25 protein-coding genes are annotated in these 26,345 nt (G+C 66.2%); 7 read left to right on the top strand and 18 right to left on the bottom strand.

Translation table 11 applies throughout. The features are described 5' to 3' along the window. The first annotated feature begins 42 nt into the window (after positions 1-42). The 5 genes from NU688_RS17225 (at position 43) to NU688_RS17205 (ending at position 5,473) form a co-directional block, all read left to right on the top strand. A complete protein-coding gene (locus NU688_RS17225) occupies positions 43-633 on the top strand; it encodes a TRAP transporter small permease (RefSeq protein ID WP_257861971.1) in 591 nt (196 codons plus the stop codon). Further along, positions 630-1,928 carry a TRAP transporter large permease gene (locus NU688_RS17220; RefSeq protein WP_257861970.1) on the top strand — a complete coding sequence of 433 codons (1,299 nt, stop codon included), beginning with the start codon at positions 630-632 and terminating at the stop codon, positions 1,926-1,928. The genes NU688_RS17225 and NU688_RS17220 overlap by 4 nt, the downstream gene beginning before the upstream one ends. A 46-nt stretch (positions 1,929-1,974) precedes the next feature. Next, positions 1,975-3,012 (top strand): DctP family TRAP transporter solute-binding subunit, encoded by a 1,038-nt coding sequence (locus tag NU688_RS17215; protein WP_257861969.1) that lies wholly within the window; start codon positions 1,975-1,977, stop codon positions 3,010-3,012. Positions 3,013-3,259: 247 nt separating this feature from the next. Beyond that, complete coding sequence (locus NU688_RS17210) at positions 3,260-4,315, top strand: nucleoside hydrolase (RefSeq protein ID WP_257861968.1); 1,056 nt, start codon at positions 3,260-3,262, stop codon at positions 4,313-4,315. Positions 4,316-4,444: 129 nt separating this feature from the next. After that, on the top strand, positions 4,445-5,473 hold the full coding sequence (locus NU688_RS17205) for a dienelactone hydrolase (protein ID WP_257861967.1): 1,029 nt from the start codon (positions 4,445-4,447) through the stop codon (positions 5,471-5,473). Positions 5,474-5,527: 54 nt separating this feature from the next. Here NU688_RS17205 and NU688_RS17200 read toward each other — a convergent pair whose 3' ends face one another. The 6 genes from NU688_RS17200 to NU688_RS17175 all read right to left on the bottom strand — a co-directional run bounded on the left by NU688_RS17200 (position 5,528) and on the right by NU688_RS17175 (position 11,543). Then, a complete protein-coding gene (locus tag NU688_RS17200) occupies positions 5,528-6,265 on the bottom strand; it encodes an amino acid ABC transporter ATP-binding protein (protein ID WP_093442030.1) in 738 nt (245 codons plus the stop codon). 35 nt (positions 6,266-6,300) lie between these two features. Next, the gene (locus NU688_RS17195) at positions 6,301-6,990 is read right to left on the bottom strand and encodes an amino acid ABC transporter permease (RefSeq protein WP_257861966.1); all 690 of its coding nucleotides are present in this window, start codon (positions 6,988-6,990) and stop codon (positions 6,301-6,303) included. A 1-nt stretch (position 6,991) separates the two neighbouring features. After that, the gene (locus NU688_RS17190) at positions 6,992-7,723 is read right to left on the bottom strand and encodes an amino acid ABC transporter permease (RefSeq protein ID WP_257861965.1); all 732 of its coding nucleotides are present in this window, start codon (positions 7,721-7,723) and stop codon (positions 6,992-6,994) included. A gap of 91 nt (positions 7,724-7,814) precedes the next feature. Beyond that, entirely contained in the window at positions 7,815-8,714 is a 900-nt protein-coding gene (locus NU688_RS17185) for an amino acid ABC transporter substrate-binding protein (RefSeq protein WP_257861964.1), read from the bottom strand. 182 nt (positions 8,715-8,896) lie between these two features. Further along, entirely contained in the window at positions 8,897-10,351 is a 1,455-nt protein-coding gene (locus NU688_RS17180; protein WP_257861963.1) for an aspartate ammonia-lyase, read from the bottom strand. A 199-nt stretch (positions 10,352-10,550) separates the two neighbouring features. Then, complete coding sequence (locus NU688_RS17175) at positions 10,551-11,543, bottom strand: LysR substrate-binding domain-containing protein (RefSeq protein ID WP_257861962.1); 993 nt, start codon at positions 11,541-11,543, stop codon at positions 10,551-10,553. A gap of 61 nt (positions 11,544-11,604) precedes the next feature. On the opposite strand from NU688_RS17175, the gene NU688_RS17170 reads away from it, so the two are divergent. Then, a complete protein-coding gene (locus tag NU688_RS17170; protein ID WP_257861961.1) occupies positions 11,605-13,047 on the top strand; it encodes an amidase in 1,443 nt (480 codons plus the stop codon). Positions 13,048-13,170: 123 nt separating this feature from the next. Here NU688_RS17170 and NU688_RS17165 read toward each other — a convergent pair whose 3' ends face one another. Both NU688_RS17165 and NU688_RS17160 read right to left on the bottom strand, forming a co-directional pair. Then, positions 13,171-14,109 carry a 2-hydroxyacid dehydrogenase gene (locus NU688_RS17165; protein WP_257861960.1) on the bottom strand — a complete coding sequence of 313 codons (939 nt, stop codon included), beginning with the start codon at positions 14,107-14,109 and terminating at the stop codon, positions 13,171-13,173. 42 nt (positions 14,110-14,151) lie between these two features. Next, a complete protein-coding gene (locus tag NU688_RS17160) occupies positions 14,152-15,996 on the bottom strand; it encodes an ABC transporter ATP-binding protein/permease (protein WP_257862407.1) in 1,845 nt (614 codons plus the stop codon). A 41-nt stretch (positions 15,997-16,037) separates the two neighbouring features. On the opposite strand from NU688_RS17160, the gene NU688_RS17155 reads away from it, so the two are divergent. Further along, entirely contained in the window at positions 16,038-16,463 is a 426-nt protein-coding gene (locus NU688_RS17155; protein ID WP_257861958.1) for an acyl-CoA thioesterase, read from the top strand. 6 nt (positions 16,464-16,469) lie between these two features. On the opposite strand, the gene NU688_RS17150 is transcribed toward NU688_RS17155, so the two are convergent. The 10 genes from NU688_RS17150 to NU688_RS17105 all read right to left on the bottom strand — a co-directional run bounded on the left by NU688_RS17150 (position 16,470) and on the right by NU688_RS17105 (position 26,343). Then, positions 16,470-17,627, bottom strand: a complete 1,158-nt coding sequence (locus tag NU688_RS17150; RefSeq protein ID WP_374684660.1) for an ABC transporter substrate-binding protein — start codon at positions 17,625-17,627, stop codon at positions 16,470-16,472. 145 nt (positions 17,628-17,772) lie between these two features. Beyond that, on the bottom strand, positions 17,773-18,537 hold the full coding sequence (locus tag NU688_RS17145) for an enoyl-CoA hydratase (protein ID WP_257861956.1): 765 nt from the start codon (positions 18,535-18,537) through the stop codon (positions 17,773-17,775). 46 nt (positions 18,538-18,583) lie between these two features. Continuing rightward, entirely contained in the window at positions 18,584-19,177 is a 594-nt protein-coding gene (locus NU688_RS17140) for a 2-hydroxychromene-2-carboxylate isomerase (protein ID WP_257861955.1), read from the bottom strand. A 29-nt stretch (positions 19,178-19,206) separates the two neighbouring features. Further along, the gene (locus NU688_RS17135; RefSeq protein ID WP_257861953.1) at positions 19,207-19,956 is read right to left on the bottom strand and encodes an SDR family oxidoreductase; all 750 of its coding nucleotides are present in this window, start codon (positions 19,954-19,956) and stop codon (positions 19,207-19,209) included. A gap of 2 nt (positions 19,957-19,958) precedes the next feature. Continuing rightward, positions 19,959-20,795, bottom strand: coding sequence for an acyl-CoA thioesterase II (locus NU688_RS17130; RefSeq protein WP_257861952.1), 837 nt, complete (start codon positions 20,793-20,795; stop codon positions 19,959-19,961). Between the two features lie 31 nt (positions 20,796-20,826). Then, positions 20,827-21,744, bottom strand: a complete 918-nt coding sequence (locus NU688_RS17125; RefSeq protein ID WP_257861950.1) for an alpha/beta fold hydrolase — start codon at positions 21,742-21,744, stop codon at positions 20,827-20,829. Positions 21,745-21,799: 55 nt separating this feature from the next. Next, complete coding sequence (locus tag NU688_RS17120) at positions 21,800-22,996, bottom strand: acetyl-CoA C-acyltransferase (RefSeq protein WP_157611950.1); 1,197 nt, start codon at positions 22,994-22,996, stop codon at positions 21,800-21,802. After that, entirely contained in the window at positions 22,993-23,409 is a 417-nt protein-coding gene (locus NU688_RS17115) for an endonuclease domain-containing protein (RefSeq protein WP_257861948.1), read from the bottom strand. The genes NU688_RS17120 and NU688_RS17115 overlap by 4 nt, the downstream gene beginning before the upstream one ends. 60 nt (positions 23,410-23,469) lie before the next feature. Next, positions 23,470-25,869 (bottom strand): 3-hydroxyacyl-CoA dehydrogenase/enoyl-CoA hydratase family protein, encoded by a 2,400-nt coding sequence (locus tag NU688_RS17110; protein ID WP_257861946.1) that lies wholly within the window; start codon positions 25,867-25,869, stop codon positions 23,470-23,472. A 39-nt stretch (positions 25,870-25,908) separates the two neighbouring features. Beyond that, on the bottom strand, positions 25,909-26,343 hold the full coding sequence (locus tag NU688_RS17105) for a DUF2147 domain-containing protein (protein ID WP_257861944.1): 435 nt from the start codon (positions 26,341-26,343) through the stop codon (positions 25,909-25,911). Positions 26,344-26,345: the final 2 nt, after the last annotated feature.

Below are 26,345 nucleotides of genomic sequence, written 5' to 3'. Positions count from 1 at the left end.
CCGCCCGGTGACATGGCGCCTGCCTCACCTGCCCTTTCTGCGATGACAACTCCTCCCGAGTCCGGCCCCACGCTGGACGCCGCCAGCCCCCTCCCCCCCGACATCGAAGCCGCCGACGAACCCACCAAGGTTCCGCTCGCCATCGAAGACTGGCTCACCGTCATCATCATGGGCGCCCTGGCGCTCATTACCTTTGCCAACGTGCTGGTGCGCTACTTCACCAGCTCATCCTTCGCGTGGACGGAGGAGTTCTCGGTGTTCCTCATGATCATGCTGGCGCTGGTGGCCGGCTCGGCCGCGGTGGCGCGCGACCGGCACATCCGCATCGAGTACTTCTCCGAGAGCGGCTCGATGGCGCGGCGCAAGCGCCTGGCGCAGTTCGGCGCGCTGATGATCGCCATCCTCTTCGGCTTGATCGGTACGCTCAGCATCCGCATGGTGTGGGACGACTACCGCTTCGAGGAAACCACGCCGGGCATCGGGCTGCCGGCCTGGTGGTATTCGATCTGGCTGCCGATCGTGTCCTTCGCCATCGCGGGGCGCGCCATCGGCCTCATGGTCCGGCGCGGGCGCAAGACGAGCTACCAGTCCGATGACAGCAGCAACAGCAACAACAAGGGCGACGCCAAGTGATCGCCACCCTGCTCTTCGTCGCCTTCGTGCTGATGATGCTGGTGGGCGTGCCCATCGGCGCCGCGCTGGGCCTGGCGGGCGCGGCCTGCATCGCGCTGGCCAACAGCGATGTCCAGTGGTTCGGCCTGCTGGCCGTGCCGCAGAACTTCTATGCGGGCCTGGGCAAATACCCGCTGCTGGCCATTCCGATGTTCGTGCTGGTCGGCTCGATCTTTGACCGCTCGGGCGTGGCGCTGCGGCTGGTGAACTTCGCGGTCGCCATCGTCGGACGCGGCCCCGGCATGCTGCCGCTGGTGGCGATTGCGGTGGCGATGTTCCTCGGCGGCATCTCGGGCTCGGGCCCGGCCAACGCCGCCGCCGTGGGCGCGGTGATGATCGCGGCCATGTCGCGCGCCGGCTACCCGGCGGCGTTCTCGGCCAGCGTGGTGGGCGCCGCGGCGGCCACCGACATCCTGATTCCGCCCTCGGTCGCGTTCATCGTCTACTCGGTGCTGGTGCCGGGCGCCTCGGTGCCGGCGCTGTTCGCGGCGGGCATGATCCCCGGCATCATGGCCGGCCTGGCGCTGATGATTCCGGCCGTGTGGCTGGCCCGCACGCACAAGATGGGCGCGCTCGAAGCGACGCTGCCGCGCCCACCGTTCTGGAAGAGCTTTCGCGAAGCGATCTGGGGCCTCGCGGCGCCGGTGCTCATCCTCGGCGGCATGCGCGCGGGCTGGTTCACGCCGACCGAAGCGGCGGTGGTGGCGGTGTTCTACGGCCTCTTCGTGGGCATGTGCATCCATCGGACCATCAAGGTGCGCGACCTCTTCGTCATCTTGCGCGAATCGGGCGAGCTCTCGGCGGTGATCCTCCTGGTGGTGTCGCTCGCGGGGATCTTTGCGTATTCGCTCTCGACGCTGGGCATCATCGATCCGGTCACGCGGGCCATCGTGAATTCGGGGTTGGGCGAATACGGCATCCTGGCGCTGCTGATCCTCTTGCTCATCACCGTGGGCATGTTCCTCGATGGCGTGTCGATCTTCCTGATCTTCGTGCCGCTCTTGCTGCCCATCGTGCAGTACTACAAGTGGGACCCGGTGTGGTTCGGCGTGATCCTCACGCTCAAGGTCGCGCTCGGCCAGTTCACGCCGCCGCTTGCGGTGAACCTCATGGTCTCGTGCCGCATCGCCAAGGTGCGCATGGAAGAAACCGTGCGCTGGGTCGGCTGGATGCTGTTCTCGATGTTCGTGGTGATGGTGCTGGTCATCGCGTTCCCCGAATTGGCGCTCTGGCTGCCGCGCAAGCTGGGCTACTGATTTTTTCGTTCCACATTTCGTTCCATCTACAAAGAGGAGACCTCTCATGAAATTTCGCCGCACCCTGCTCGGCCTTGCCGCCGTAGCCGCCACGCTCGGCCTCTTCTCGTCCGGCGCGATGGCGCAGGCCGCCTACAAGCCCGAGTACAAGATGTCGCTGGTGCTCGGCCCGCCCACGCCGTGGGGCCAGGCCGGAAAGATCTGGGCCGACCTCGTGAAGGAGCGCACCCAGGGCCGCATCAACATCAAGCTGTACCCCGGCGTGTCGCTCATCCAGGGCGACCAGACGCGCGAGTTCAGCGCGCTGCGCCAGGGCGTGATCGACATGGCCGTGGGCTCGACCATCAACTGGTCGCCGCAGGTCAAGCAGCTCAACCTGTTCTCGATGCCCTTCCTCATGCCCGACTACGCGGCCATCGACGCGCTCACGCAGGGCGACGTGGGCAAGGAAATGTTCAAGACCCTCGACAAAGCCGGCGTGGTGCCGCTCGCCTGGGGCGAGAACGGCTATCGCGAAATCACCAACTCGAAGAAGGCGATCAAGTCGCCCGAGGACATGAAGGGCATGAAGATCCGCGTGGTCGGCTCGCCGATCTATTCGGACATGTTCACCGCGCTCGGCGCCAACCCCACGCAGATGAGCTGGGCCGATGCGCAGCCCGCGCTCGCGAGCGGTGCGGTCGACGGGCAGGAGAACCCGCTCTTCCTCTTCACCGTGCTCAAGATGCACACCGTGGGCCAGAAGTTCGTGACCACCTGGGGCTATGTGGCCGACCCGTTGGTCTTCGTGGTGAACAAGGAAATCTGGGCCTCGTGGACGCCGGCCGACCAGGCCATCGTGCGCCAGGCCGCCGTCGACGCGGGCAAGCAGGAAATCGCGATCGCACGCAAGGGCCTGGTGGAAGCCGACAAGCCGGTGCTCAAGGACATCGCCGCCATGGGCGTGACGGTGACCAGCCTCACGCCGGCCGAGCGCGATGCCTTCGTGAAGGCGACGCGACCGGTGTACGACAAGTGGAAGTCGACGGTAGGCGCCGACTTGGTGGCGCAGGCCGAGAAGGCGATTGCCGCGCGCAAGAAGTAAGCAGCGTTTTCACAACACTGCGGGGCCTTCGATGGCCTCGCCGAAGCCCCGCTTGCGGGGCTTTTCTTTTGTCGGTTGCGCACTTTCAACTGCAACGAAAATGGCGGGCGAAATCCTTGGTTTGCGGATCGTCCGATGCCCCGTGGCAGACGCCAAAAACACGCCTTCGATTTCACACCGCCGACGCGAAATGCTCTGGCAGACTGGTTTTCACCGCGCGTTTTTCGCGCTTCAAGGAAGCCCATTCATGCCTCTCTCTTCGCGTTGGAAAGCCGATCTTTCCTCGTTCCTTCTCGCGGGATTCGCCCTCTTGATGACCACCAGCATCGCCCCGACCGCAGCGCACGCCGCCGACGCCAACACGGTGCACACGTTGATCATCGACACCGACCCGGGCGCCGACGACGTGATCGCGCTGCTGTTCGCCATGGCATCGCCCGAGACGCTCAAGATCCAGGCACTGACCACGGTGGCCGGCAACGTGCCGCTCGCGAAGACTTCGCGCAATGCGCGCCTTGCACGCGAATGGGCCAGACGCCCGGACATTCCTGTCTACGCGGGCGCACCACGCCCCCTGCTGCGCACGCCGATCTACGCGGCCGACATACACGGAAGCGAAGGCATCACGGGCGTGAAGGTGTCCGAGCCGAAGCAACCGCTCGCCGATGGCAATGCGGTCGACTATTTGATCCGCACGCTGCGTGCCGCGCCCGAGAAGAGCGTGACGCTCGCGATGCTCGGGCCCGAGACCAACCTCGCGCTGGCGCTCACGCAAGCCCCGGACATCGTGCGCGGCCTGCGCGAGCTGGTGCTCATGGGCGGCGCGCACTTCAACGGCGGCAACATCACGCCGACGGCAGAGTTCAACGTGTTCGCCGATCCGCATGCGGCCGAGATCGTGCTGAAAAGCGGCGTGCCGATCACCATGCTGCCGCTGGATGTGACGCACAAGATCCTCACGAGCCCCGACCGCATCGCCAAGCTGCGCGGCCTCGGCAACCAGGCGGGCAAGACGGTGGCCGACATCCTCGATGCCTATGTGCAGCACGACATGCAGTACTACGGCCTGCCCGGCGGGCCGGTGCACGACGCGACGGTGATCGCCTACCTGCTGCAGCCTTCGCTCTTCAAGGGCAAGCAGGTGAACGTGGAAGTCGACAGCCGCGAAGGCATCGGCTTCGGCCAGACGGTGACCGACTGGTACGGTGGCCTGAAGCGCCCGGCCAATGTGAACTGGATCGCCGAGGGCGATGCGCAGGGCTTCTTCGATCTGCTGACACAGCGCATTTCTCGCCTGCCCTGAGCCGTTCCCGAGCGCGGCGCCCGTCACTTCGCGCCGCGTTTCGCGCACTTCGTCGCAATCCCATGGCGGTGGCGACGGCGCGCGGCAACCATGCGGGCTCCACTGACAACCACGTCGAGGAGATCCGCGATGCGCACCGCTTTCCGACCGATCCTGCTGCTGGCCTCGGGCCTGCTGCTGTCCTGCCAGCTTCTGGCCGCCGAGGCCGGCTGGCGGCAGCTGCGCATTCCGGGCGCGACGCCCGATGCCGCACCGACCGTGATCGCGCTCTATTACCCGACAGAGGCGTCCGCCCGCACCACGGCCATGGGGCCGTTCACGGTCCAGGCGGCCATCCAGTCAGCGCCCGAGGACAAGTTCAAGGGATTGATCCTGCTGAGCCACGGCATCGGCGGCACCGAGCTGGGCCACAGCAGCCTCGCCGAAGCGCTTGCGCGCAGCGGCTACATGGTCGCGGCCATCCGCCACCCCGGCGACAACTGGCAAGACGGGTCGCTGCTGCAGGCGGGTGCCAGCGTCTATTTCACGGAGCGGCCACGGCAGGTGTCGCGCGTGATCGATGCGTTGCTGCAGGACCGGCAGTGGAAGGACCGCATCGCCAGCGATGCCCAAGGCCCACGCATCGGCGCGGTCGGCCACTCGGCCGGTGGGTACACCGTGCTGGCGCTGGCGGGTGGGCAGGCCGACCTGTCGCGCATCCGCGCGCATTGCGAGGCCGAGCGCGCCGCGGACCCGATCTTCTGCGGCGTGAGCCGGAATGTGCCATCGGCGGCCAACGCGGCCGCGGCACCGGTCCTGCCTTCCCTGCGCGATCCGCGGGTGCGCGCGGTCGTGGCGCTGGCGCCGGCCGGCGTGCTCTTCACGGCATCTTCGCTCGCGGAGATCTGGGTGCCCACGCAGATATACGAGGCGGAGCAGGATCGCTTCCTCGTCCCGCGTTTCCACGCTGAATGGGTCGCGCAGAACATGCCTCGGGCCGAACTGCACCGCATCCCCAATGCCTGGCACTTCGCGTTCATGGACACGCCGGGCACGGCGATTCCCACCGACGACGGGAACATCGCGGACGACCCGCCGGGCTTCGACCGCAATGCTTTTCTCGCGCGCCTCGGCCGCGAGATTCCGACCTTCTTCGACAAGGCATTGCCGGGCCCATGAAAAAAGCCACGCTGCAGAACAGCGTGGCTTTTGTCTTTCTTGAACCGCGGCGGATCAGTGCTGCAGGATCTTGTTCAGGAAGTCCTTCGTGCGCGGCTGACGGTTCTCAGGGTGATTGAAGAACTCGTCCTTCGGGCAGTCTTCCAGGATCTTGCCGCCCACGTCGATGAAGATCACGCGGCTCGCGACCTTGCGGGCGAAGGCCATTTCGTGCGTGACCACCATCATGGTCATGCCTTCCTTGGCCAGGGCCACCATCACGTCGAGCACTTCGCCGACCATCTCGGGGTCGAGCGCCGAGGTGGGTTCGTCGAACAGCATCACGATCGGGTCCATCGACAGCGCACGGGCAATCGCCACGCGCTGCTGCTGGCCGCCCGAGAGCTGGCCCGGAAACTTGTCCTTGTGCGCCATCAGGCCCACGCGGTCGAGCATCTTGAGGCCGCGGGTCTTGGCCTCTTCGGCACTGCGGCCCAGCACCTTGATCTGCGCGATCGTGAGGTTCTCGGTCACCGACAGGTGCGGGAACAGCTCGAAGTGCTGGAACACCATGCCGACCTTGGAGCGCAGCTTGGGCAGGTTGGTCTTGGGGTCGTGCAACGGGATGCCGTTGACGGTGATCTCGCCCTTCTGGAAGGGCTCGAGCGCGTTCACGGTCTTGATGAGCGTGGACTTGCCGGAACCCGACGGGCCGCACACCACCACCACGTCACCCTTGGAGATGTTCACCGAGCAGTCGTTGAGCACCTGCACCGGGCCATACCACTTGGAGACGTTCTTGATTTCGATCATTTTTTCGGACATATCTTTCTCTCCGGTTCAGCCACTCAGCGAATGATGGCGATCTTCTTGTGCAGGCGCTTCACGAGCCACGACAAGGCATAACACATGATGAAGTAGACGACGGCTGCAAGCAGGTACGCCTCGATCGGGCGGCCGAAGTTCTTGCCGGCCGTCTCGAAGCCCTTGAGCATGTCGTAGGCACCGATGGCATACACCAGCGAGGTGTCCTGGAACAGGATGATGGTCTGCGTGAGCAGCACCGGCAGCATGTTACGGAACGCCTGCGGCAGCACCACCAGGCGCATGTTCTGACCGTAGGTCATGCCCACCGCCTGGCCCGCATTCACCTGGCCGCGCGGAATCGACTGGATGCCCGCGCGCATGATCTCGGAAAAGTACGCCGCCTCGAACGCGACGAAGGTGATCACGGCCGAGATTTCGGAGCGGTAGTTCGAGCCGAGCGAGCCGAACAGCGAATAGAACGACGCCGGCACCAGCAGGAAGAACCACAGGATCACCATCACCAGCGGAATGCTGCGCATGCCGTTGACGTAGATGGCGGCGGGCGTGTCCAGCCACTTCTTGCCCGACAGCCGCATGAGCGCGAGGATGGTGCCGAAGATCACGCCGCCGATCGTGGCCACCACCGTCAGCATGATGCTGAAGTAGAAGCCCTTGACGACGAAGTTGCTGATGACGTCCCAGTTGTAGAAGGACAGGTCGAGATTCATCATGTCAGTGTCCTCCGCCGCCGGCGCTGGCCGAGACGATGAAGCCCGGCACACGGGTCTTCTTCTCGATGAATGCCATGAGGCGGTTGATGGCCAGGGCCGACACCACGTAGCACGCCGTCACCGCGAGGTAGACCTCGATGCCGCGCGAGGTTTCTTCCTGCGCCTGCATGGCGAACATGGTGAGCTCGGTGACCGACACGGCGAACGCGACGGACGAGTTCTTGAAGATGTTCATCGTCTCGCTCGTGAGCGGCGGGATGATGATGCGGTAGGCCATCGGCAGGATCACGTAGCGGTAGTACTGCACCGTGGTGAAGCCCACCGCCATGCCCGCATAGCGCTGGCCCTTGGGCAGCGCCTGGATGCCCGAGCGCACCTGCTCGGCAATACGCGCCGAGGTGAAGAAGCCCAGCGCCAGCACCACCAGGATGAAGCTCGGCACGCTCTTCATCACCGGGATCAGCGCCGGAATGACGTGGTACCAGAGGAAGATCTGCACCAGCAGCGGGATGTTGCGGAAGAGCTCCACCCACGCATTGCCGAAACGCACCAGCCACGGGCTGTCGGGCAGCGTGCGGATGATGCCGATCAGCGAGCCCAGCACGAGCGCCACGATCAGCGCCAGCAATGCCACGGACACCGTCCAGCCCCAGGCCGAGAGCATCCATTGCAGGTAGCTCGGATATTCCCCACCCGGGTCCTGCAGGAAGACCTGCCAATCCCAGTTTCCCATTTCTTACTCCTTCACCGTCTTCGACAAAACCGTCCCTTGAAAAGAAACGCCCACCGCGAAAGGTGGGCGTCATTCACGCAGCGACGCGTGTTTATTCCTTGGTGACGTACTCTTCCGCGGGCTTGTCGTTCGGGTTGGCCCAGGCGTTCTTGGTGGCTTCGCCCAGCGGCAGGCCGATGGTCACGCCTGCCGGGGGAATCGGCTTCAGGAACCACTTGTCATAGAGCTTGGTCAGCTCGCCCGACTTGGCCTGTGCCTTGATGCTGTCGTCCACGGCCTTCTTGAAGGCGGGGTCGTCCTTGCGGATCATGATGGCGATCGGCTCGACGGCCAGCACGTCGTTCAGGATCTTGTAGTCCTTGGGCGACTTCGACTTGGCAGCGAGCGCAGCCAGGATCGAGCCGTCCATCACGAACGCATCGGCGCGGCCGGTTTCCAGCAGCAGGAAGCTGTCGGAGTGGTCCTTGCCGTAGACCTCCTTGAAGGTCAGGTTCTCGGCGCGCTTTTGCTTGCGCACGGTTTGCAGCGGCGTGGTGCCGGTGGTGGTGGCAACCGTCTTGTCCTTCAGGTCGGCCAGCGAGTTGATGCCCGAGTTGGCCTTGACGACGATCTTGGTTTCTTCGACGTAGGTGGTCACGCCGAAGGCCACGTCCTTCTGGCGGGTGGCGTTGTTGGTGGTCGAGCCGCACTCGATGTCCACGGTGCCGTTCTGCACGAGGGGAATGCGGTTCTGCGAGGTGACGGGCTGGTACTTGACTTCGAGCTTCTTGCCGGCGGCCTTCTCGAGGTCCTTGATGATGTTGGCGCAGACGTCGTAGTGGAAGCCGGTGTACTGGCCGTTGCCCAGCGTGTACGACAGGCCGGAAGATTCGCGCACGCCTTCGGTGATGGTGCCCGAGGCCTTGATCTTGGCCAGGGTGTCATTGGCCTGAGCGAAGGCGCCGCTGGTGGCGAACGCCGCGATTGCCAATGCCATTGCTTGTTTTTTCATACAGAAAACTCCTGAGGGTGACTGAAACAGATACAACTAAATTCTAGACATACATATTTTGCGTGATACCCGGACCAACCCGGTGCATCCGGGGGGCATCCCGCCGTGCATTGCTGCACCGGCTGCGCGCATCGCGGCGCCAGCCTGGTGCGATCCTGCCTCCTGGCATTGTCCGACTTTCACTAAGCAGCCTTTGTGCCCGAAGGCTCGGCAGCCGGGGGGACCGGTGCGGCGGACAGGCGCACCGGCTGGGTCAGGTTCTCTGGAATCAGCAGCGCCTCCATCTCGGCGCGCGTCATGATGCCGAGCGACTCCGCCACCAGGTCGATGGGCCCGCCGGTGGCGAGCGCGGTCTTGGCGATGAGCGCGGCCTTCTCGTAGCCGATGAGCGGATTGAGCGCGGTGACCAGCGTGACCGACTCGCGCACCCGCTTGGCCAGGAACTCGCGGTTGGCCTCGATGCCGTCGACGCAGTTCAGCTGCAGCGTGTTGCAGGCATTGCCCAGGTGCTTGATGCTCTTGAACAGGCTCCAGCCCATGATCGGCTCGAAGGCGTTGAGCTGCAGCTGGCCGGCCTCGGACGCCATGGTCACGGTGATGTCGTTGCCGATGACCTCGAAGGCCACCTGGTTCATCACTTCCGGAATCACCGGGTTGACCTTGCCCGGCATGATCGACGAGCCCGCCTGCCGCGCGGGCAACCGGATCTCGCCGAAGCCGGCCTGCGGGCCGCTGGAGAGCAGGCGCAGGTCGTTGCAGGTCTTGCTGAGCTTGGTGGCCACGCGCTTCAACACGCCCGACAGCTGCACGAAGGCGCCCGTGTCCTGCGTGGCTTCGATGAGGTTGGCCGCCTGCTTGAGCGGCACGCCGGTCTGCTCGGCCAGGTACTGGCAGGCGAGGTTGGCATAGCCGTGCGGCGCGTTGATGCCGGTGCCGATGGCGGTGGCGCCGAGGTTGATTTCCTCGATCAGCGCACGGGCCTCGCCCAGCCGAGCCTCGTCCTCGCCGATCATGATCGCGTAGGTCAGGAACTCCTGGCCCAGCGTCATCGGCACGGCGTCCTGCAGCTGGGTGCGGCCGATCTTCAGAATGTCCTTGAACTCGAGCGCCTTGGCCTCGAAGCTGCGGCGCAGCGCGGCCATGGCTTCGAGCAGCTTGCCGATCGCGAACCACAGCGCCAGGCGCACCGCCGTCGGGTACACGTCGTTGGTGCTCTGCGAGGCGTTGACGTGGTCGTTGGGGTGCAGCACGTCGTAGCGCGCCTTCTCGTGGCCGAGCTTTTCGAGCGCGAGGTTGCAGATGACCTCGTTCGCGTTCATGTTGGTCGAGGTGCCGGCGCCGCCCTGGATCACGTCGACCACGAACTCGTCGAGCAGCTTGCCCTCGATGAGGTCCTCGCAGGCCAGGATGATCGCGGCGGCGCGGTCGCGGTCGATGGCGCCCAGGTCGGCATTGGCGCGGGTGGCCGCCTTCTTCACATAGGCCAGCGCGCGAATGAGGTCGGGCATGGCCGAGATGCGGGTGCCGGAGATCGCGAAGTTCTCGACGGCACGCGCCGTATGCACGCCCCAGTAGGCGGCGGCGGGAATCTGCTTCTCGCCGAGGAAGTCGTGTTCGGTCCTGAAATTGGAGCTCATACAGGTTCCTCGGCTAAAAAAAAGCACGCGGATGGCGCGTGCCTCGAATGATGCCGCTATTGCAACTGAAGTTGCAGCTGAAGTTGCGGCTGAAGAAAAACTGCCGCGACTGTAGTACCGGCGTGCTCATGGTGCCAATGCTGAATGCGGGAGGCCTCATGCGCGGCATTTATAGATTGTGCAGCGCACAAAACCGGAGTCAGCGAGCCGCCGGCTGGGTGCCGACGAGGTACGACCAGAGCGCGTCGGCCGTGCGCTTGGGCTGGATGCCTTCGGACACCGCCGCGACCTTGGCGGAGCGCCCGGTGCCGGTCTTCACCGGTGCCGGGGCGCTCGGCTTCTCGCGGTAGGCGCGGATTTCCATCGTCGCCTCCAGGCTGTCGATCTCTGGCGGCAGCGCGCTCACGAGCTTGCGGGCCTTGATTTCCTTGCGCACCGCGCTCTGCGGCAGGAAGGCGATGCCGTGGCCTTCGAGCGCCATGACCTTCAGGCCCTCGGCCATGTCGGTCTCGTAGACGCGGTCCAGGTGGATGGCCGTGCCCGACTCCTTGAGCAACTGGTCGACCACGCGACCCAGGTAGGCGCCGGGCGCGTAGCCCAGGTAGGGCAGCGGCTGGCCCGGGCGGCCCGGCAGCCGGAAGCGCGGCGCGCCGTCGGCATCGGCCTTGACCCAGGGGGCCACGGTTTCCTCGCCGAGGCTCACCATCTCATACTTGTTGTTGTCCAGCTGCAGCGGCTGCGAGGGGTGGTGGTAGGCGATCAGCAGGTCGCAACTGCCTTCGACCAGCCGCAGCACCGCGTCATGCACGTTGAGCGCGATGAGCCGGCTCTTGATCGGCCCGAAGTGCTCGCGCAGGCTGGTCACCCACGAGGGGAAGAAGGTGAAGGCCAGCGTGTGCGGCACGGCGATCTCGATCACGTCCTGCCCGGCGGCCGAGTGGCCGCGCAGCATGGCCCGGGTGCTCTGCAGCGACTGCAGCATCTCGATGGCCTGGCTGTAGAGCGTCTGGCCCGCGGGCGTGAGGCGCGTGGGGTAGGAGCTGCGATCGACGAGGTCGGTGCCGGCCCAGCCTTCGAGCGCCTGGATGCGGCGGGAGAACGCGGGTTGCGTCACGTGCCTCAACTGGGCCGAGCGGCTGAAGCTGCGGGTCTCCGCCAAGCTGATGAAGTCTTCAAGCCACTTTGTTTCCATGAGTGACGATTATGCGAGCGCCGCGCCATACTGGGCGCCCCCTCCTTTTCCCGCATCCACCATGCCTTCAGACGATCTGCTCGCCCTCAGCGCCACCGAACTCTCGCGCCGCATCGCGGCCCGCGAGCTGTCCTGCCATGAGCTCATGCAGGCCTCGCTGGCCCGCATCGAGGCGCTGAACCCGCGCTTCAATGCCATCGTCTCGCTGCGGGAGCCGGAACAGTTGCTGGCCGAAGCGAGCGAGCGCGATGCCGAGCTGGCACGCGGCGAACGGCGCGGCTGGATGCACGGTTTTCCGCTCGCGGTGAAGGACCTGAGCCATGCCGAAGGGCTGCCGACCTCGATGGGCTCGCCCCTGTCGCCGCGCTCGCCTTCGCGCATCGACAGCCTGCACGTCGCCCGCATGCGCGCGGCCGGCGCCATCGTCATCGGAAAGACCAACACGCCCGAGTTCGGCCTCGGCTCTCACACCTACAACACGGTGTTCGGCATCACCCGCAACGCCTACGCGCCCGACCGGAGCGCAGGCGGCAGCAGCGGCGGCGCGGCCGTGGCGCTGGCCCTGGGCATGCTGCCGGTGGCCGACGGCAGCGACATGATGGGGTCTCTCCGCAACCCCGCCGCCTTCAACAACGTAGTCGGCATGCGGCCCTCGCGCGGTCGCGTCCCCGGCGATCCGGAGCAGGAGCTGTTCTTCCAGCAACTGAGCACCGAAGGTCCGATGGCGCGCACGGTGGAAGACACGGCGCGGCTGCTCGCGGTGCAGTCGGGCTTCGACGGACGCGTGCCGCTGTCGTCGCCGCACGCCCTGCCCTCGCCCGACGAACTCTCGCTCGATGGCGACGGCAAGGGCCTTCGCATCGGCTGGCTCGGCAGCATCTGGCCCGAGCTGCCGCTGGCGCCCGGCATCCGCGAGCTCGGCGAGAAGGCGCTCGACACCTTCCGCACCATCGGCTGCGAGGTGGAGCCCTGCGCGCTCGATGTGCCGCGCGAGCACAACTGGAGCGCGTGGCTGCGGCTGCGGCAGCTGCTCGTCGGCGGCAAGCTTGGCGCGTACCTGAGCGATCCGAAGCTGTTCGCGCAGTTGAAGCCCGAGGCGCAGTGGGAAATCGATCAGAGCCAGCACCTGGATGCGGCGTCGCTGTACCAGGCCTCGATCTATCGTTCGAACGTGTACCGCGCGTTCCTCAAGCTCTTCGAGCGCTTCGATTTCGTCGTGGCGCCGACCGCGCAGGTCTTTCCGTTCGATGCCGAACTGCACTGGCCCGCTGAGGTGAATGGCGTGAAGAGCGATACGTACCACCGCTGGATGGAGATCGTCACGCCGTTCACGCTGGCGGGGCTGCCGACGCTGAATGTGCGCGCCGGCTTCGGTGAAGGCGGTTTGCCGATGGGCTTGCAACTCGCGGGGCCGATCCATGCCGACCTTGACGTGCTGCGGCTCGGGCATGCGTATGACCAGGCCTGCGGCTGGGGCGCTCACCGCCCTTCGGCTCTGGCTTGACTCCCTCCCCCGCTGGGGGAGGGTTGGGGTGGGGGCAAGCGGCCGTCGATCGAGGGCTGCCCGCGTTGCAAGCGCCGTCTGCCCCCATCCCAGCCTTCCCCCAGCGGGGGAAGGAGCAAGACATCAGATCGGGGTGAGCACGCCACGCCCCGCGAAGTGCCCTTGGGCATTCGCGAGGAAATGGTCCACCGACTTCTGCGTCGCCTCGGGCGACCAGCCGGCCATGTGCGGCGTGAGCAGGACGTTGTCGAGGCCAACGAGCGGCTCGGGCCGCTTGGGTTCGCTCTCGTACACATCGACACCTGCACCCGCGATGCGGTTCTCGCGCAGCGCCGCGGCCAGCGCCTCGGTATCGACCACACTGCCGCGGCCGATGCTCACGAGGTAGCCCTGCGGCCCCAGCGCATCGAGCACTTCGGCGTTGACCAGGTGCTTGGTCGCAGGCCCGCCCGGCGCCGCAAGGATCAGGAAATCCGCCCAGCCCGCGAGCGACTTCAGGTCGTCGAAGTAGCGGTGCGTCGCGCCTTCGCGCGGCTTCCTGTTGTGATAGCCGACTTCCATGTCGAACGCCGCCGCGCGCTTGGCGATCTTCTGGCCGATGGTGCCGAGGCCCAGGATGCCGAGCTTCTTGCCCGACACGTTGGCCGGCTGCGGAATCGCTTCGCGCCACACGCCTTCGCGGCACAGCCGGTCGAGCTTGCGGAACTCGCGCACGATGCCGATCAGGAGCCCGAAGGCGTGGTCGGCCACGCAATCGTCGTTGGTGCCCGCGCCATTGGCGGTCACGATGCCACGGGCACGCGTCACTTCGAGCGGCACGCCTTCATAGCCCGCGCCCAGGCAGCAGATCAGCTCGACGGCCGGCATGGCCGCGATTTCCTCGGGGGTGATGCCGATGACGCCGATGGTCAGCACCGCGCGGAATGTCTTGCCGTGCTCTGCCACCGCGGCGGCGCGCTCGGCAGCGCTGAAGGCAAAGGTCGCGTCGTAGACCTCGGCAATCTGGGCCTGATGGGCGCGCGAGAGGCGGTTGAGCACCAACAGGGGAATCTTGGTCGACACGTCTGAACTCCTGGAATCGATGGAAAGGGTTGAATGATCGGGCTAGAGCAGCGGCGCTGCTTCGCTCTTCTGCAAAGCCCACATCTGGGCGTAGCGGCCCTGTTTGGCGAGCAGTTCGCCATGCGTGCCGCGCTCGACGATCACGCCGGACTCGAGCACCAGGATCTCGTGCGCATCGACCACGGTCGAGAGGCGGTGCGCAATGACCAGCGTGGTCTTGTCCTGCGCGGCGCTCTTGAGCTCCGATTGAATGGCGCGCTCGTTGGCCGAATCGAGTGCCGAGGTGGCCTCATCGAAGATCACGATCGGCGGGTTCTTCAAGAGCGTGCGCGCAATGGCCACGCGCTGCTTCTCGCCGCCCGAGAGCTTGAGGCCGCGCTCGCCCACGGTCGTTTCGTAGCCCGCGGGCGTGGCAGAGATGAAGTCGTGGATGCGTGCGGCTCGCGCTGCGCCTTCCACCTCTTCGCGCGTCGCACCGGGCCGGCCGTAGGCGATGTTGTATTCGACCGTGTCGTTGAACAGCACCGTGTCCTGCGGCACGATGCCGATGGCCCGGCGCACGCTCGACTGGGTGACCTCGCGGATGTCTTCGCCGCCGATAGTGATGCGCCCCTGCTGCACGTCGTAGAAGCGATAGAGCAACCGCGCCAGCGTGGACTTGCCCGAGCCCGACGGGCCGACCACAGCCACTGTTTTCCCCGCCGGGATCTCGAAGCTCACATGCTTGAGGATCGGTCGCGCGGCTTCGTAGGCGAAGCTCACGTCCTCGAAGCGAATGGTGGAATCGGCACCGGCCAGGGGCTGTGCCGTGGGTGCATCGCGCACCTCGCGCTCCTTCTCCATCAGCACGAACATCTTGTCCAGGTCGGTCAGGCTCTGCTTGATCTCGCGGTAGATCACGCCCAGGAAGTTGAGCGGAATGTAGAGCTGGATCATGAAGGCGTTGACCATCACCAGGTCGCCCAGCGTCATGCGCCCTTCGACCACGCCCGAGGTGGCGCGCCACAGCATCAGCACCAGGCTGACGGCGATCAGCAGTTGTTGCCCGATGTTGAGCATGCTCAGCGTGCGCTGGCTCTTGATGGCCGCCTTGCGGTAGCGGTCGAGGCTCGCGTCGTAGCGCTTCGCCTCGAACTCCTCGTTGTTGAAGTACTTGACCGTCTCGTAGTTCAAGAGCGAATCGACTGCGCGGCTCTGGGCCGTCGAGTCGAGTTCGTTCATGGTCTTGCGGAACTGGGTGCGCCACTCGGTCACGGTCACCGTGAAGGTGATGTAGAGCACCAGCGCGGCCACGGTGATCCAGACGAACAGCCAGTCGAACTTCACGCCCAGGATCGCGAGCACCAGCACCAGCTCGATGATGGTGGGCACGATGCTGTAGAGCGACATCGAGATGAGCGAGTGCACGCCGCGCGTGCCGCGCTCGATGTCGCGCGTCATGCCACCGGTCTGGCGCTCCAGGTGGAAGCGCAGGCTCAGCGCGTGCAGATGGCCGAACACCTCCAGCGCGATCTGCCGCGCCGTGCCCTCGGTGGCCTTGGCGAAGATCAGCTCCCGCAGCTCGCCGAAGAGCGCGGTCGAGAAGCGCAGGAGGCCATAGGCGAGCAGGAGCCCGATGGGCACGATCAGGAGCGCCTGCGCCATGTCCGGCTTGGGCGTCATCGTGTCGACGAGGTTCTTCAGCAGCACCGGCACGCCCACGTTGGCCACCTTGGCGCCCACCATGAACGCGAGCGCGGCCATCACGCGCCACTTGTATTGCCAGAGGTAGGGGAAGAGCCGACGCAGCGTCGCCCAGTCGGAGCGGTCGCTTTTCGCCGGCGGATGGCCGGAGACGGTGTGGGAAGAAGAGGGCGAGGAGGTGGGGGCTTCGCCGCTGCGGCGCATGAGGGACAATCGTGGTTGTTGTTTGTTGCCAGATTGTGCCCATGTCAGATACTTCCAGTGCTGCCGCCGCAGCGACCCTCAAAAGCCTGCCCACCGACATGGAGCTGGTGCTCAAGGTCATCCCGATGCCGGCCGATTGCAACGTCAACGGCGACATCTTCGGCGGCTGGGTCATGGCCCAGTGCGACTTGGCCGGCTCGGTGATTCCGGCGCGCTACGCCAAGGGCCGGCAGGCCACGGTGGCGGTCAACGAGTTCATCTTCAAGCAGCCGGTGCGCCTCGGCGACATCCTCTCGTTCTATTCGAAGCTGGTGCGCGTCGGGCGCACTTCGGTCACGGTGACGGTCGAGGTGTTCGCCGAGCGCTTCCGGGCGCAGGGCGAGTACATCAAGGTGACGCAAGCCACGTTCACCTATGTGGCGATCGACGACAACGGCCGGCCGCGCGTCATCGAGCAGCAGCCCTGAACGCCGTCAGGCGCCCGGGTCGCGCACGCGCTCGAAGCGCTCGAACTCGCGATTGACCCAGCGCCCGTCGCGCCGCTCGGTGCGGCGGATGTAGACGGTCTGCACGATGTCGCGGGTGTGGGCATCGATCTCGATCGGGCCGCGCGGGCTCTCGAACTTGAGGCCGCGGAAGGCGTCGACCAGCCGCTCCCCACTCGCATTGCCGCGCGCCGAAGGCGATGTCATCGCCGCATCGATGGCGGCGAGCGCATCGTGCGCCGCCACCGCGAAATAGCCCGGCCGCAAATGGCTGCCGTACTCCGTCTCGAAGACACCCGTGAAGCGGCGGTTGGCCGGCGATTCGTGCGCGAACGAGTAGTGGTGGCTGGTCACGAGCCCATCGGCCAGTTCGCCGATGCCTTGGAGGTAGTGGTCGTCGGTGGCGTCGCCGGTCGCGAGCAGGCGGATGCCGGTGTCGGCCATGCCGCGGTCGCGCCAGAACTTGAGGAACGTCGCCGGCATCTGCCCCGAGGGCAGGAAGAAGAACACCGCCTGCGGCTTGAGCTCGCGCAGCCGCAGCATGTAGGCCGAGTAGTCGAGCGTGTTGAGCGGCACCCGCAGCATCGCGCCGACCTGCCCGCCGCCGGCGGTGATGCCCGCGACGAAGGCGCTTTCGGCATCGACGCCCGAGGCGTAATCGGCCACCACGGTGCAGACCTCGCGCAGGCCCTGCTGCAGCGCCCAGCGCGCGAGCGGCAGCGTGACCTGGGCGATGGTGAACGACAGCCGCACCGCATACGGACAGCGCGCCGTGATGCCCGAAGAGGCCGCGTTCATCACCACCAGCGGCAGCTTCGCCTGCACGGCGACGGTGCCGACGGCGTAGGCGTTGGAGCTGAAGTCCAGGCCGGTGAGCAGATCGACGCGCTCGTTCTCCACGAGGTCCTGCGCATTGCGGCGCGCCTGCTCGGGCGCGCTGCCCGGCACGTCGCGGCGCAGCAGCTCGACGGGCCGACCCGCGATCTGCTGGTTGTGCGCGGCCAGCCAGACCGACATGCCCGCATCGAACTGGCGCCCGCCGCCCGCATAAGGACCGGACCAGGAACCGATGACACCGATGCGCAGCGGGCGAACGCGCGCCAGGACCACGGAAGGCGCCGCCAAGGTGCCTGCAAGCAGGCCCAAAGTACGCCTGCGCGCAAGGTCGACTGCTACTTTTTCAGTAGCATCATCTGCCCGCTGGACGGGCGTTTCAGGCGGTCTTGTCTCGAAAAATTGCACGGCAGACAGTGTAAAGGGCCACTGTCTGCAGGCAACGCGGGAGGAACCCTCAGACCTTCGAGAAATCGGGCTTGCGCTTCTCCATGAAGGCGCCGAAGGCTTCCTTGGCAGCCGGTTCGCGCAGCATGCGGCCGAAGCTCGCGCCCTCTTCGCCCATGCGCTCGAGCACGGCCGGCAGTTGCGCCTTCTTCAGCAGGCGCTTGGTCTCGACCAGCGCGCTCAGCGGCTTGGCCGCGAGCTTGCGGGCCTGCGTTTGCGCGATGCCGTTGGCTTCGGTGGGCGGCACGACACGGTTGACCAGGCCCACTTCGAGCGCGGCCTCGGCCATGAAGGGTTCGCCCAGCAGCAGCGCCTCGGCCGCGCGGTGGTAGCCGAGCATCTGCGGCACCAGCAGGCTCGACGCCGCTTCGGGGCACAGGCCCAGGTTCACGAAGGGCATCGAAAACGCTGCGTTGTCACCGGCATAGACGAGGTCGCAATGGAACAGCATCGTCGTACCGATGCCCACGGCCGGGCCGCAGACCGACGCGACGATGGGCTTCGGAAAGGTCGCGATGCCGCGCAGGAACCGGAACACCGGGGACTCCTGCGTGGCAGGCGGCGCGTTGAGGAAGTCGCCGATGTCGTTGCCCGCGCTGAAGATCGTCGGGTCGCCCTGGATCAGCACGCAGCGCACGGCCGCCTCGCTCTCGGCCGTGGCCAGCGCGTCGGCCAGCTCGGCGTACATGCTGCTGGTGATCGAGTTCTTCTTGTCGACGCGGTTGAAGGTGATGGTCATCACACCCGCTTCGGTGTGGACGAGGATGTCGCTCATGGGAAGGGTCCTTGGGTAAAAACGGTTGCTGCTGCTGGCGATGCGCTCAGGCGTCGAGGGCTTCGCGGACGAAATCGAGGCGGTCCTGCCCCCAGAACATCTGGTCGCCGACGAACATGGTGGGAGCGCCGAACACGCCGCGCTCCACCGCCTCCTGCGTGACGGCCTTCAGGCGGTCCTTCGTCTCCTGCGCGCCGGCCAATGCGAGCAGGCCCGCAGCGTCGAAGCCCGCATTCTGCAAGACGGCGCCGACGGTCGCCGGGTCGTTGAGGTTCTGCGGCTCGACCCACATCGCGTGGTAGATCACATCGACATACGCGCCAAAGCGTTCGGGCTCCTTCATCTGCATGCCGGTGGCACCGCGCATCAGCAGCAGTGTGTTGATCGGGAAGTGCGGGTTGTGAACGAACGGCACGCCATAGCGCCTGGCGAAGCGCTTGAGGTCGATGTTCATGTACGGGCCCTTGGGCTTGATCTCCGCGGGCGAATGGTTGCCGGTGGCCTGGAACACGCCGCCCAGCAGCATGGGCTTCCACACCAGTTCGGCGCCGGTGTCCGCGCACACATGCGGCAGTTGGGTCGCGGCCAGATAGGCGGCGGGGCTGCCGAAATCGAAATAGAACTCGACGGTCTTTGTCATGGGCGTCTCCGGATCTTTTGATTTGTTTGTCAGAACTTCTCGGACCAGGGCCGCAGATCCAGCTCGTGCGTCCACGCGTCGCGCGGCTGCGAATGCAGCATCCAGTAGCTGTCGGCGATGTGGTCTGGGTTCAGGATGCCGTCGCTCTCCTTGAGCGCATAGCGCTCGGGAAAGTTGCTGCGGATGAATTCGGTGTCGATGGCGCCGTCGACCACCACGTGCGCGACGTGAATGCCCTGCGGCCCCAGCTCGCGCGCCATCGATTGGGCCAGTGCGCGCAAGGCCATCTTTGCACCCGAGAACGCACCGAAGTTCGCGGCGCCACGCAGCGATGCGGTCGCTCCGGTGAAGATGATCGTGCCGCGATGCCCGCCTTGCGGCACTTCGCGCGCCACCATGCGCTTGGCCACTTCGCGCCCGTTGAGAAAGCCCGAGAAGCACGCCATCTCCCACACCTTGAAGTACTTGCGCGCGGTCTCGGTGAGGATGCTCTCTGGCACGTTGGCGCCGATGTTGAACACCATCACCTCGATCGGGCCGACAGTCGATTCGATCTGCTCGATGAGCGCGACGACCTCTTCTTCTTTCCGCGCATCGCATGCAAAGGCATGGGCGCGGCCGCCATCGGCTTCGATCTGCGCGACCAGCGGTTGCAGCTTGTCGAGGCTGCGCCGCGTGACGCAAGCGGCGAAGCCCTCGCGCGCGAAACGGCGGGCGATGGCGCCGCCGGTGGCATCGCCGGCTCCGACGATGAGTGCGGCTTTCTGCAGAGCGGCCATTTCTATTCCTTGTAGTAGACGATCTGATTGGAGGTGGCGAGCAACACGCCCTTCTCGCTCCACAGATGCGCCGTCTGGTCGAAGAATCCGTTGAAGAACTGCTGCCCCGCCGCACGGCCCAGCAGGTAGCCCGTGCCGACCTCGGCCAGTTGCTCCGGCCCGGCGTGGAAGTAGGTGGTGATCGACACCGTGCCCGCCGGCACATGCTTGGCGCGGCGCAGCCAGACGCGTGGATAGAACATGTCGCTCATCGCGGCGAGCGAAGCAAAGTCGAGCGGCCGCGGCTGCGCATCGCGCAGCCAGATGCGGGTTTCGCTGTGCTGCAGGCTCTCGTCCCACTTCGCGGGAATGCCGCCGCTGAACGGGCGCATCTCGTACTGGTTGATCCAGGCCACGCCGGACGGGCCGATGCTCATTCGCTCGACCGTTGCGGGCGCGGGCGCCTCGGGCATCGGCATGTCGCTCTCGCCCCAGGTATCGCGGCGCGCGGCGGTCACCACGGTGGCGGTGGTGGTCATGTTCGGCGCGCCGCTCGCGCCGGCCTGCGTGATCTGCACGGTCCAGTGCTGCGTCGAGCGGTTGGTGCGCACGACCGTGGCCTGGATGTCGAACGCGCCAGCTTCGAGCGCGGCTGCGTAGTTGACGGTCAGCGCGATCGGCGTGCCGAGCACATCGGGATGCCGCATCACCGACTGCAGCACGAGTGCCGCGGTGGTGCCCCCGAAAGGGCCGACCATGTTCCAGTAGTCGGGGCTGGTCATGCCCGTGAAGTGGCCCACGCGGATGTCGCTGTGGTGCAGGGCCAGGGCTTTGTCGAAGGGGTGTTGCGTGCTGCTCATGGTGCTTGCAGTGTGCCTCCGGAGGATGGCGTCACGCAGTCGTGTGCGGGACGTTGGCGTGCTGCACCGCCGCAGGCGCGGCAGGTGCGGTAAGAGCGGCCAGCCGGTGCAGCTTATCGACCATGCTCGGCCAGAGGCTCTGGCTGAACTGCTCGCGGAAGAAGCCGAAGTGCCCGATGCGCCGCGCCTGCACGTCGGCCGGTGCGATGCGCTCGACCGCGCTCGGCGCGCCCGTGTAGAAGCTCAGCAGGCTCTCGGTGCCGGCGAGCGTCATCAGTTCGTCGTCGGCGATCGACAGCGCGAGCACCGGGAAGCGCACGCGCCCATAGCTTCGCGCGGCCAGCTCACCTTCCGCGCCCAGGCTGTAGCGCGGGTGGAGGCACCAGCGCCGCCATTGCAGGATCACGCCGCGCGGCAGGTCGCCGACCTTTTTCAGCTTGCGACCCGGAAAGTAGCCGAACAGCCGCGTGACCAGCGGCACGAGCACGAACCAGAAGTACAGGATGCTGCGCTTGAGCCTCGGCGCGTTCTCGCGCCAGTAGCCGCTGCCGGCCGCGATGCTGATGAGGCCCGCGACCTGCTCGGGACGCTGCAGGAAGCCCGGCAGCTGCGCGCCGAGGCTGTGGCCCAGCAGGTAGAGAGGTTCATCGGGAAGCGCGGCCTTGGCGGTGTCGATCACCGCTTCGTAATCGCGTGCCCAGTCGAACAGGTCGGCCTTGAAGCCACGCAGCGGTGCATTGCCGCGCGAGTCGCCCGAGCCCCGGTAGTCGAAGGTCCAGACGCGCAGGCCCTGGCTGGCGAGCCATTGCGCGAAGGGTTCATAGAACGATTGGCGCACGCCCATCGCGCCGCCGATCACGATGCTGGCGCGCGGTGCGCCGGCGGGCTCGTAGCGGCGCACCGCCAGTTGCTGCGCGCCGCCGTCGACCGGGAGTTGCTGCGTCTGCATGAAGTTGTCTCCTTCGTTGCGCTGGCACTCGTCGTGGTGTCTTGCGCGTAGTCGATCAGACGCGTTCGAAAATTCCTGCAGCGCCTTGCCCCATGCCCACGCACATCGTGACCATGCCGTACTTCAGGTTCTCGCGGCGCAGCGCATGCACCACGGTCGCCGCGCGGATCGCGCCGGTCGCGCCGAGCGGATGGCCCAGTGCAATCGCGCCACCCATCGGGTTGACCTTCGACGGGTCGAGCCCCAGCGTGTTGATCACCGCGAGCGATTGCGCGGCGAAGGCTTCGTTGAGCTCGAACCAGTCGATGTCCTCGTGCTTGAGGCCGGCATAGCGCAGCGCAGCGGGAATGGCCTCGATCGGGCCGATGCCCATGATGTGCGGCGGCACGCCCTTGCTCGCGAAGCTCACGAAGCGCGCGAGCGGCGTGAGGCCGTATTGCTTGACGGCCTTCTCGCTCGCGAGGATCAGCGCGCCCGCGCCGTCGGAGGTCTGTGAGCTGTTGCCGGCCGTCACGGTGCCGCGCGCGGCGAACACGGTGCGCAGCTTGGCCAAGCCTTCGAGGCTGGTGTCGGGGCGCGCGCCTTCGTCCAGGTTCACGGTGCGGGTCTTGGCAATCGACTCGCCGGTCTCCAGGTTCGGCGCGCGGTCAGTCACTTCGATGGGCGTGATCTCGTCGGCGAACTTGCCGGCCTTCTGCGCGGCCAGTGCCTTCTGGTGCGAGGCGAGCGCGAACTCGTCCTGCGCCTCGCGGCTCACCTTCCACTGCTGCGCGACCTTCTCGGCCGTGAGGCCCATGCCGTAGGCAATGCCCACGTCGCCTTCGCGCTCGAAGATGGAAGGCGACAGCGACGGCGAGTTGCCCATCATCGGCACCATGCTCATGCTCTCGACACCGGCCGCGATCATCACGTCGGCTTCGCCGACACGGATGCGGTCCGCCGCCATCTGCACGGCCGAGAGACCCGAGGCGCAGAAGCGGTTGACAGTGATGCCGCCGATGCTGGTCGGCAGGCCCGCGAGCACCGCGCCGATGCGCGCGACGTTCAGGCCCTGCTGCGATTCGGGAATCGCACAGCCGCAGATGATGTCTTCGATGGCCTTGGGGTCGAGTCCCGGCACGGCGGCGAGCGCAGCCTTCAGCGTCGTCGCGAGCAGGTCGTCGGGACGGTAGTTGCGGAAGTAGCCGCGGTGGGACTTGCCGATGGGGGTGCGGGTGGCGGAGACGATGTAGGCGTCTTGAATCTGTTTCATGGGTAGCTCCTGGATTTGGCTCCTTCCCCCTCTGGGGGAAGGTTGGGATGGGGGCAAGCGGCCTTCAACTCGTCCAATCGGTTGATGACAGCCTGAAGCACCCCTTCAAAATTGACAAACGGATCGTTTGACGCGAAACGCAGCACGTCGAATCCCTGTGCACGCAGGAAGGCATCGCGCCGCGCGTCGTAGCCTTCTTGCGCCTGGTGTTGCGATCCGTCGATCTCGACAATCAGCTTGGGGTCGAGGCATGCAAAGTCAGCGATGAAATTGCCGATCGGGTGCTGGCGACGAAACTTCACCCCCAGTTGCTCGCTTCGAATTCCGCTCCAAAGCCTGCGCTCGGAATCGGTCATCTCGCCTCGCAGAGCGCGGGCGTTCTGCTGTGCTTTGGGAGTGGATTGGTTTTGCATAGGCTGCTTGCCCCCATCCCGGCCTTCCCCCAGAGGGGGAAGGAGGAAGAGGGAACCTCGTCAGTTGCGCACCGGCTTCCCCGTGCTCAACATCCCCATGATCCGCTCCTGCGTCTTGGGATGCACGATGAGCGAGCAGAACGCCTTGCGCTCCAGCGTCATCAGGTATTCCTCGGTCACGAGCGAGCCCGCGTCCACGTCGCCGCCGGTGACCACGTTCGCGATCAGGCTCGCGATGTGGAAGTCGTGCGCGCTGATGAAGCCGCCGTCGCGCATGTTCACCAGCTGGCCCTTGATCGTCGCGGCGCCGCTGCGGCCCGCCACGCGGAAGGTGCGGCGCAGCGGTGCGCGGTAGCCAGCGTCGGCCATCGCCTTGGCTTGCTGCAGCGCGACGTAGAGCAGTTCGTCCTTGTTGGGCACGATCACGTCGCTGTCGAGCAGGTAGCCCAGCTTCTTCGAATCGAGCGCGCCCGTGCCGACCTTCGCCATCGCCGCGGCGGTGAAGCCTTCGGTGAGGAAAGGCAGCAGGTCTGTGCCCGTGGAAGCCGATGCGTTCTCGGCCGCACGGCGTGCGATGTAGGTCAGGCCGCCCGCGCCGGGGATCAGGCCCACGCCCACTTCGACCAGGCCGATGTAGCTTTCCATCGCAGCCACGCGCTTGGCCGAATACACGGCCAGCTCGCAACCGCCGCCCAGCGCCAGGCCGCGCACGGCCGACACGACCGGCACACTGGCGTAGCGAATCTTGAGCATCACGTTCTGCAGCTCTTCTTCCGCGCCTTCGACTGCGCCGATGCCCGCGACCACGAAGGCCGGCAGCATCGCCTGCAGGTCGGCGCCGACCGAGAACATCTCGTCGGGCGACCAGATCACCAGGCCCTTGTATTCAGCCTCGGCCAACTCCACCGCGGCGCCCAGCGCTTCGGCCACATCGGGGCTGATGGCGTGCATCTTCGAATGGATGCTTGCAATGAGCACTTCGCCGTCGAGCGTCCACACGCGCACGTCGCCTTCGTCGCTGATCGTCGTGCCCGCGGTGTTCGCGTCGGGCGCGTTCGCGCCGAGCACGCTCTCGGGAAACAGCTGGCGGTCGTGCACCGGCAACTTGCGTTGCGGAACGAACTGGCCCTGCGACGCGCTCCACGAGCCTTCGGGCGTGTGCACGCCACCGGCCTTGGCCACGGCGCCTTCGAACACCCACTTGGGCAGCGGCACGGTGCTCAGCGCCTTGCCGGCGTCGATGTCTTCCTGCACCCACTTGGCGACCTGCGCCCAGCCGGCTTCCTGCCAGAGCTCGAAGGGGCCCTGCTTCATGCCGAAGCCCCAGCGCATCGCGAAGTCGATGTCGCGCGCGCTCTCGGCGATGTCGGCTAGGTGCACGGCGGCGTAGTGGAACCCGTCGCGCAAAATCGCCCAGAGGAACTGGCCCTGCGGTCCTTCGCTCTCGCGCAGGAGCTTCAGGCGTTCGCCCGCGGGCTTCTTGAGCATGCGGCCATACACCTCGTCGGCCTTCGCGCCGGCGGGCACGTACTCGCCGCTCTGGAGGTCGAAGCGCAGGATGTCGCGGCCGACCTTCTTGAAGAAACCGGCCTTGGTCTTCTGGCCCAGGTTGCCCAGCTCCAGCAGCTTGGCGAGCACCGGCGGGGTCGAGAAGTTGGCGTAGAACGGGTCGCTCTCGGCGTTCAGGTTGTCCTGCAGCGTCTTCACGACGTGGGCCATCGTGTCCAGGCCCACCACGTCGGCGGTGCGGAAGGTGCCCGAGCTCGCGCGGCCCAGCTTCTTGCCGGTGAGGTCGTCCACCACGTCGGGCGTCAAGCCGAACTTCTCGACTTCCTTCAGCGTGGCCAGCATGCCGGCGATGCCGACGCGATTGGCGATGAAGTTGGGCGTGTCGTGCGCGCGCACCACGCCCTTGCCGAGCGTGCTGGTGACGAAGGCCTCCAGGTCGTCGAGCACCTGCGGCTGCGTGGTGGGCGTGTTGATCAGCTCCACCAGGAACATGTAGCGCGGCGGGTTGAAGAAGTGAATGCCGCAGAAGCGCGGCTTCAACGCTTCAGGCAACGCTTCGCTCAGCTTGGTGATCGACAGGCCCGAGGTGTTCGAGGCCAGGATCGAATGCTTGGCCACGTGCGGCGCGATCTTCTTGTAGAGATCGAGCTTCCAGTCCATGCGCTCGGCAATGGCTTCGATGATGAGGTCGCACTCGCCGAGCTTGGCGAGGTCGTCGTCATAGTTGGCCTGCTCGATCAGGCCCGCATCGGCCACGTCACCGAGCGGTGCGGGCTTGAGCTTCTTGAGGTTGTCGATGGCGCGCGTGACGATGCCGTTCTTGGGGCCTTCCTTGGCTGCCAGATCGAACAGCACGACGGGCACGCGCACGTTGACGAGGTGGGCCGCAATCTGCGCGCCCATCACGCCGGCGCCGAGCACGGCGACCTTCTTCACTTGAAATCGGGACATGTTGCTTGGTATTTCTTCGGTTGAATGCGCGCGGCTGCGTTACTGCGCGCGGGTCCAGGTTTGGGTGCGCCAGAAGGGGCCAAGGTAGCCGCGCACTTCGAGCTTCTTGCCACCGTCGATCGGCGTGAAGCTCGCGCGGTATTCCTTGCCGTTCTCGGGGTCGAGGATCTTGCCGCCTTCCCAGACGTCCTTGCCCTCGGCCTTCTTGCCGCCGCGGATGATCTCCAGGCCCGTGATGGGCTTGCCCTTGCGGTCGTCGCTGCATTCGTCGCAGGTCGCGTCGGGCTTGGTGTCTTTCTTCAGCGACTTCTCGATGCGGCCGCTGAGCGCGCCGTTGGTCTCGGCGATGCGGATCTCCGCCTTGACCTCGCCGGTCTTGTCGTCGGCGTTGCGCCACAGGCCCACCGGGGTGCTCTGGGCCATGGCCGAGGCGGCGGTAACGGTGAACAAGATGGCTGCAAGCGTCGATTTCATGA

The organism is Variovorax sp. ZS18.2.2 (assembly GCF_024701975.1).
In the GTDB taxonomy this organism is placed as follows: domain Bacteria; phylum Pseudomonadota; class Gammaproteobacteria; order Burkholderiales; family Burkholderiaceae_C; genus Variovorax.
This window is presented reverse-complemented; position numbering and strand designations above follow the sequence as displayed.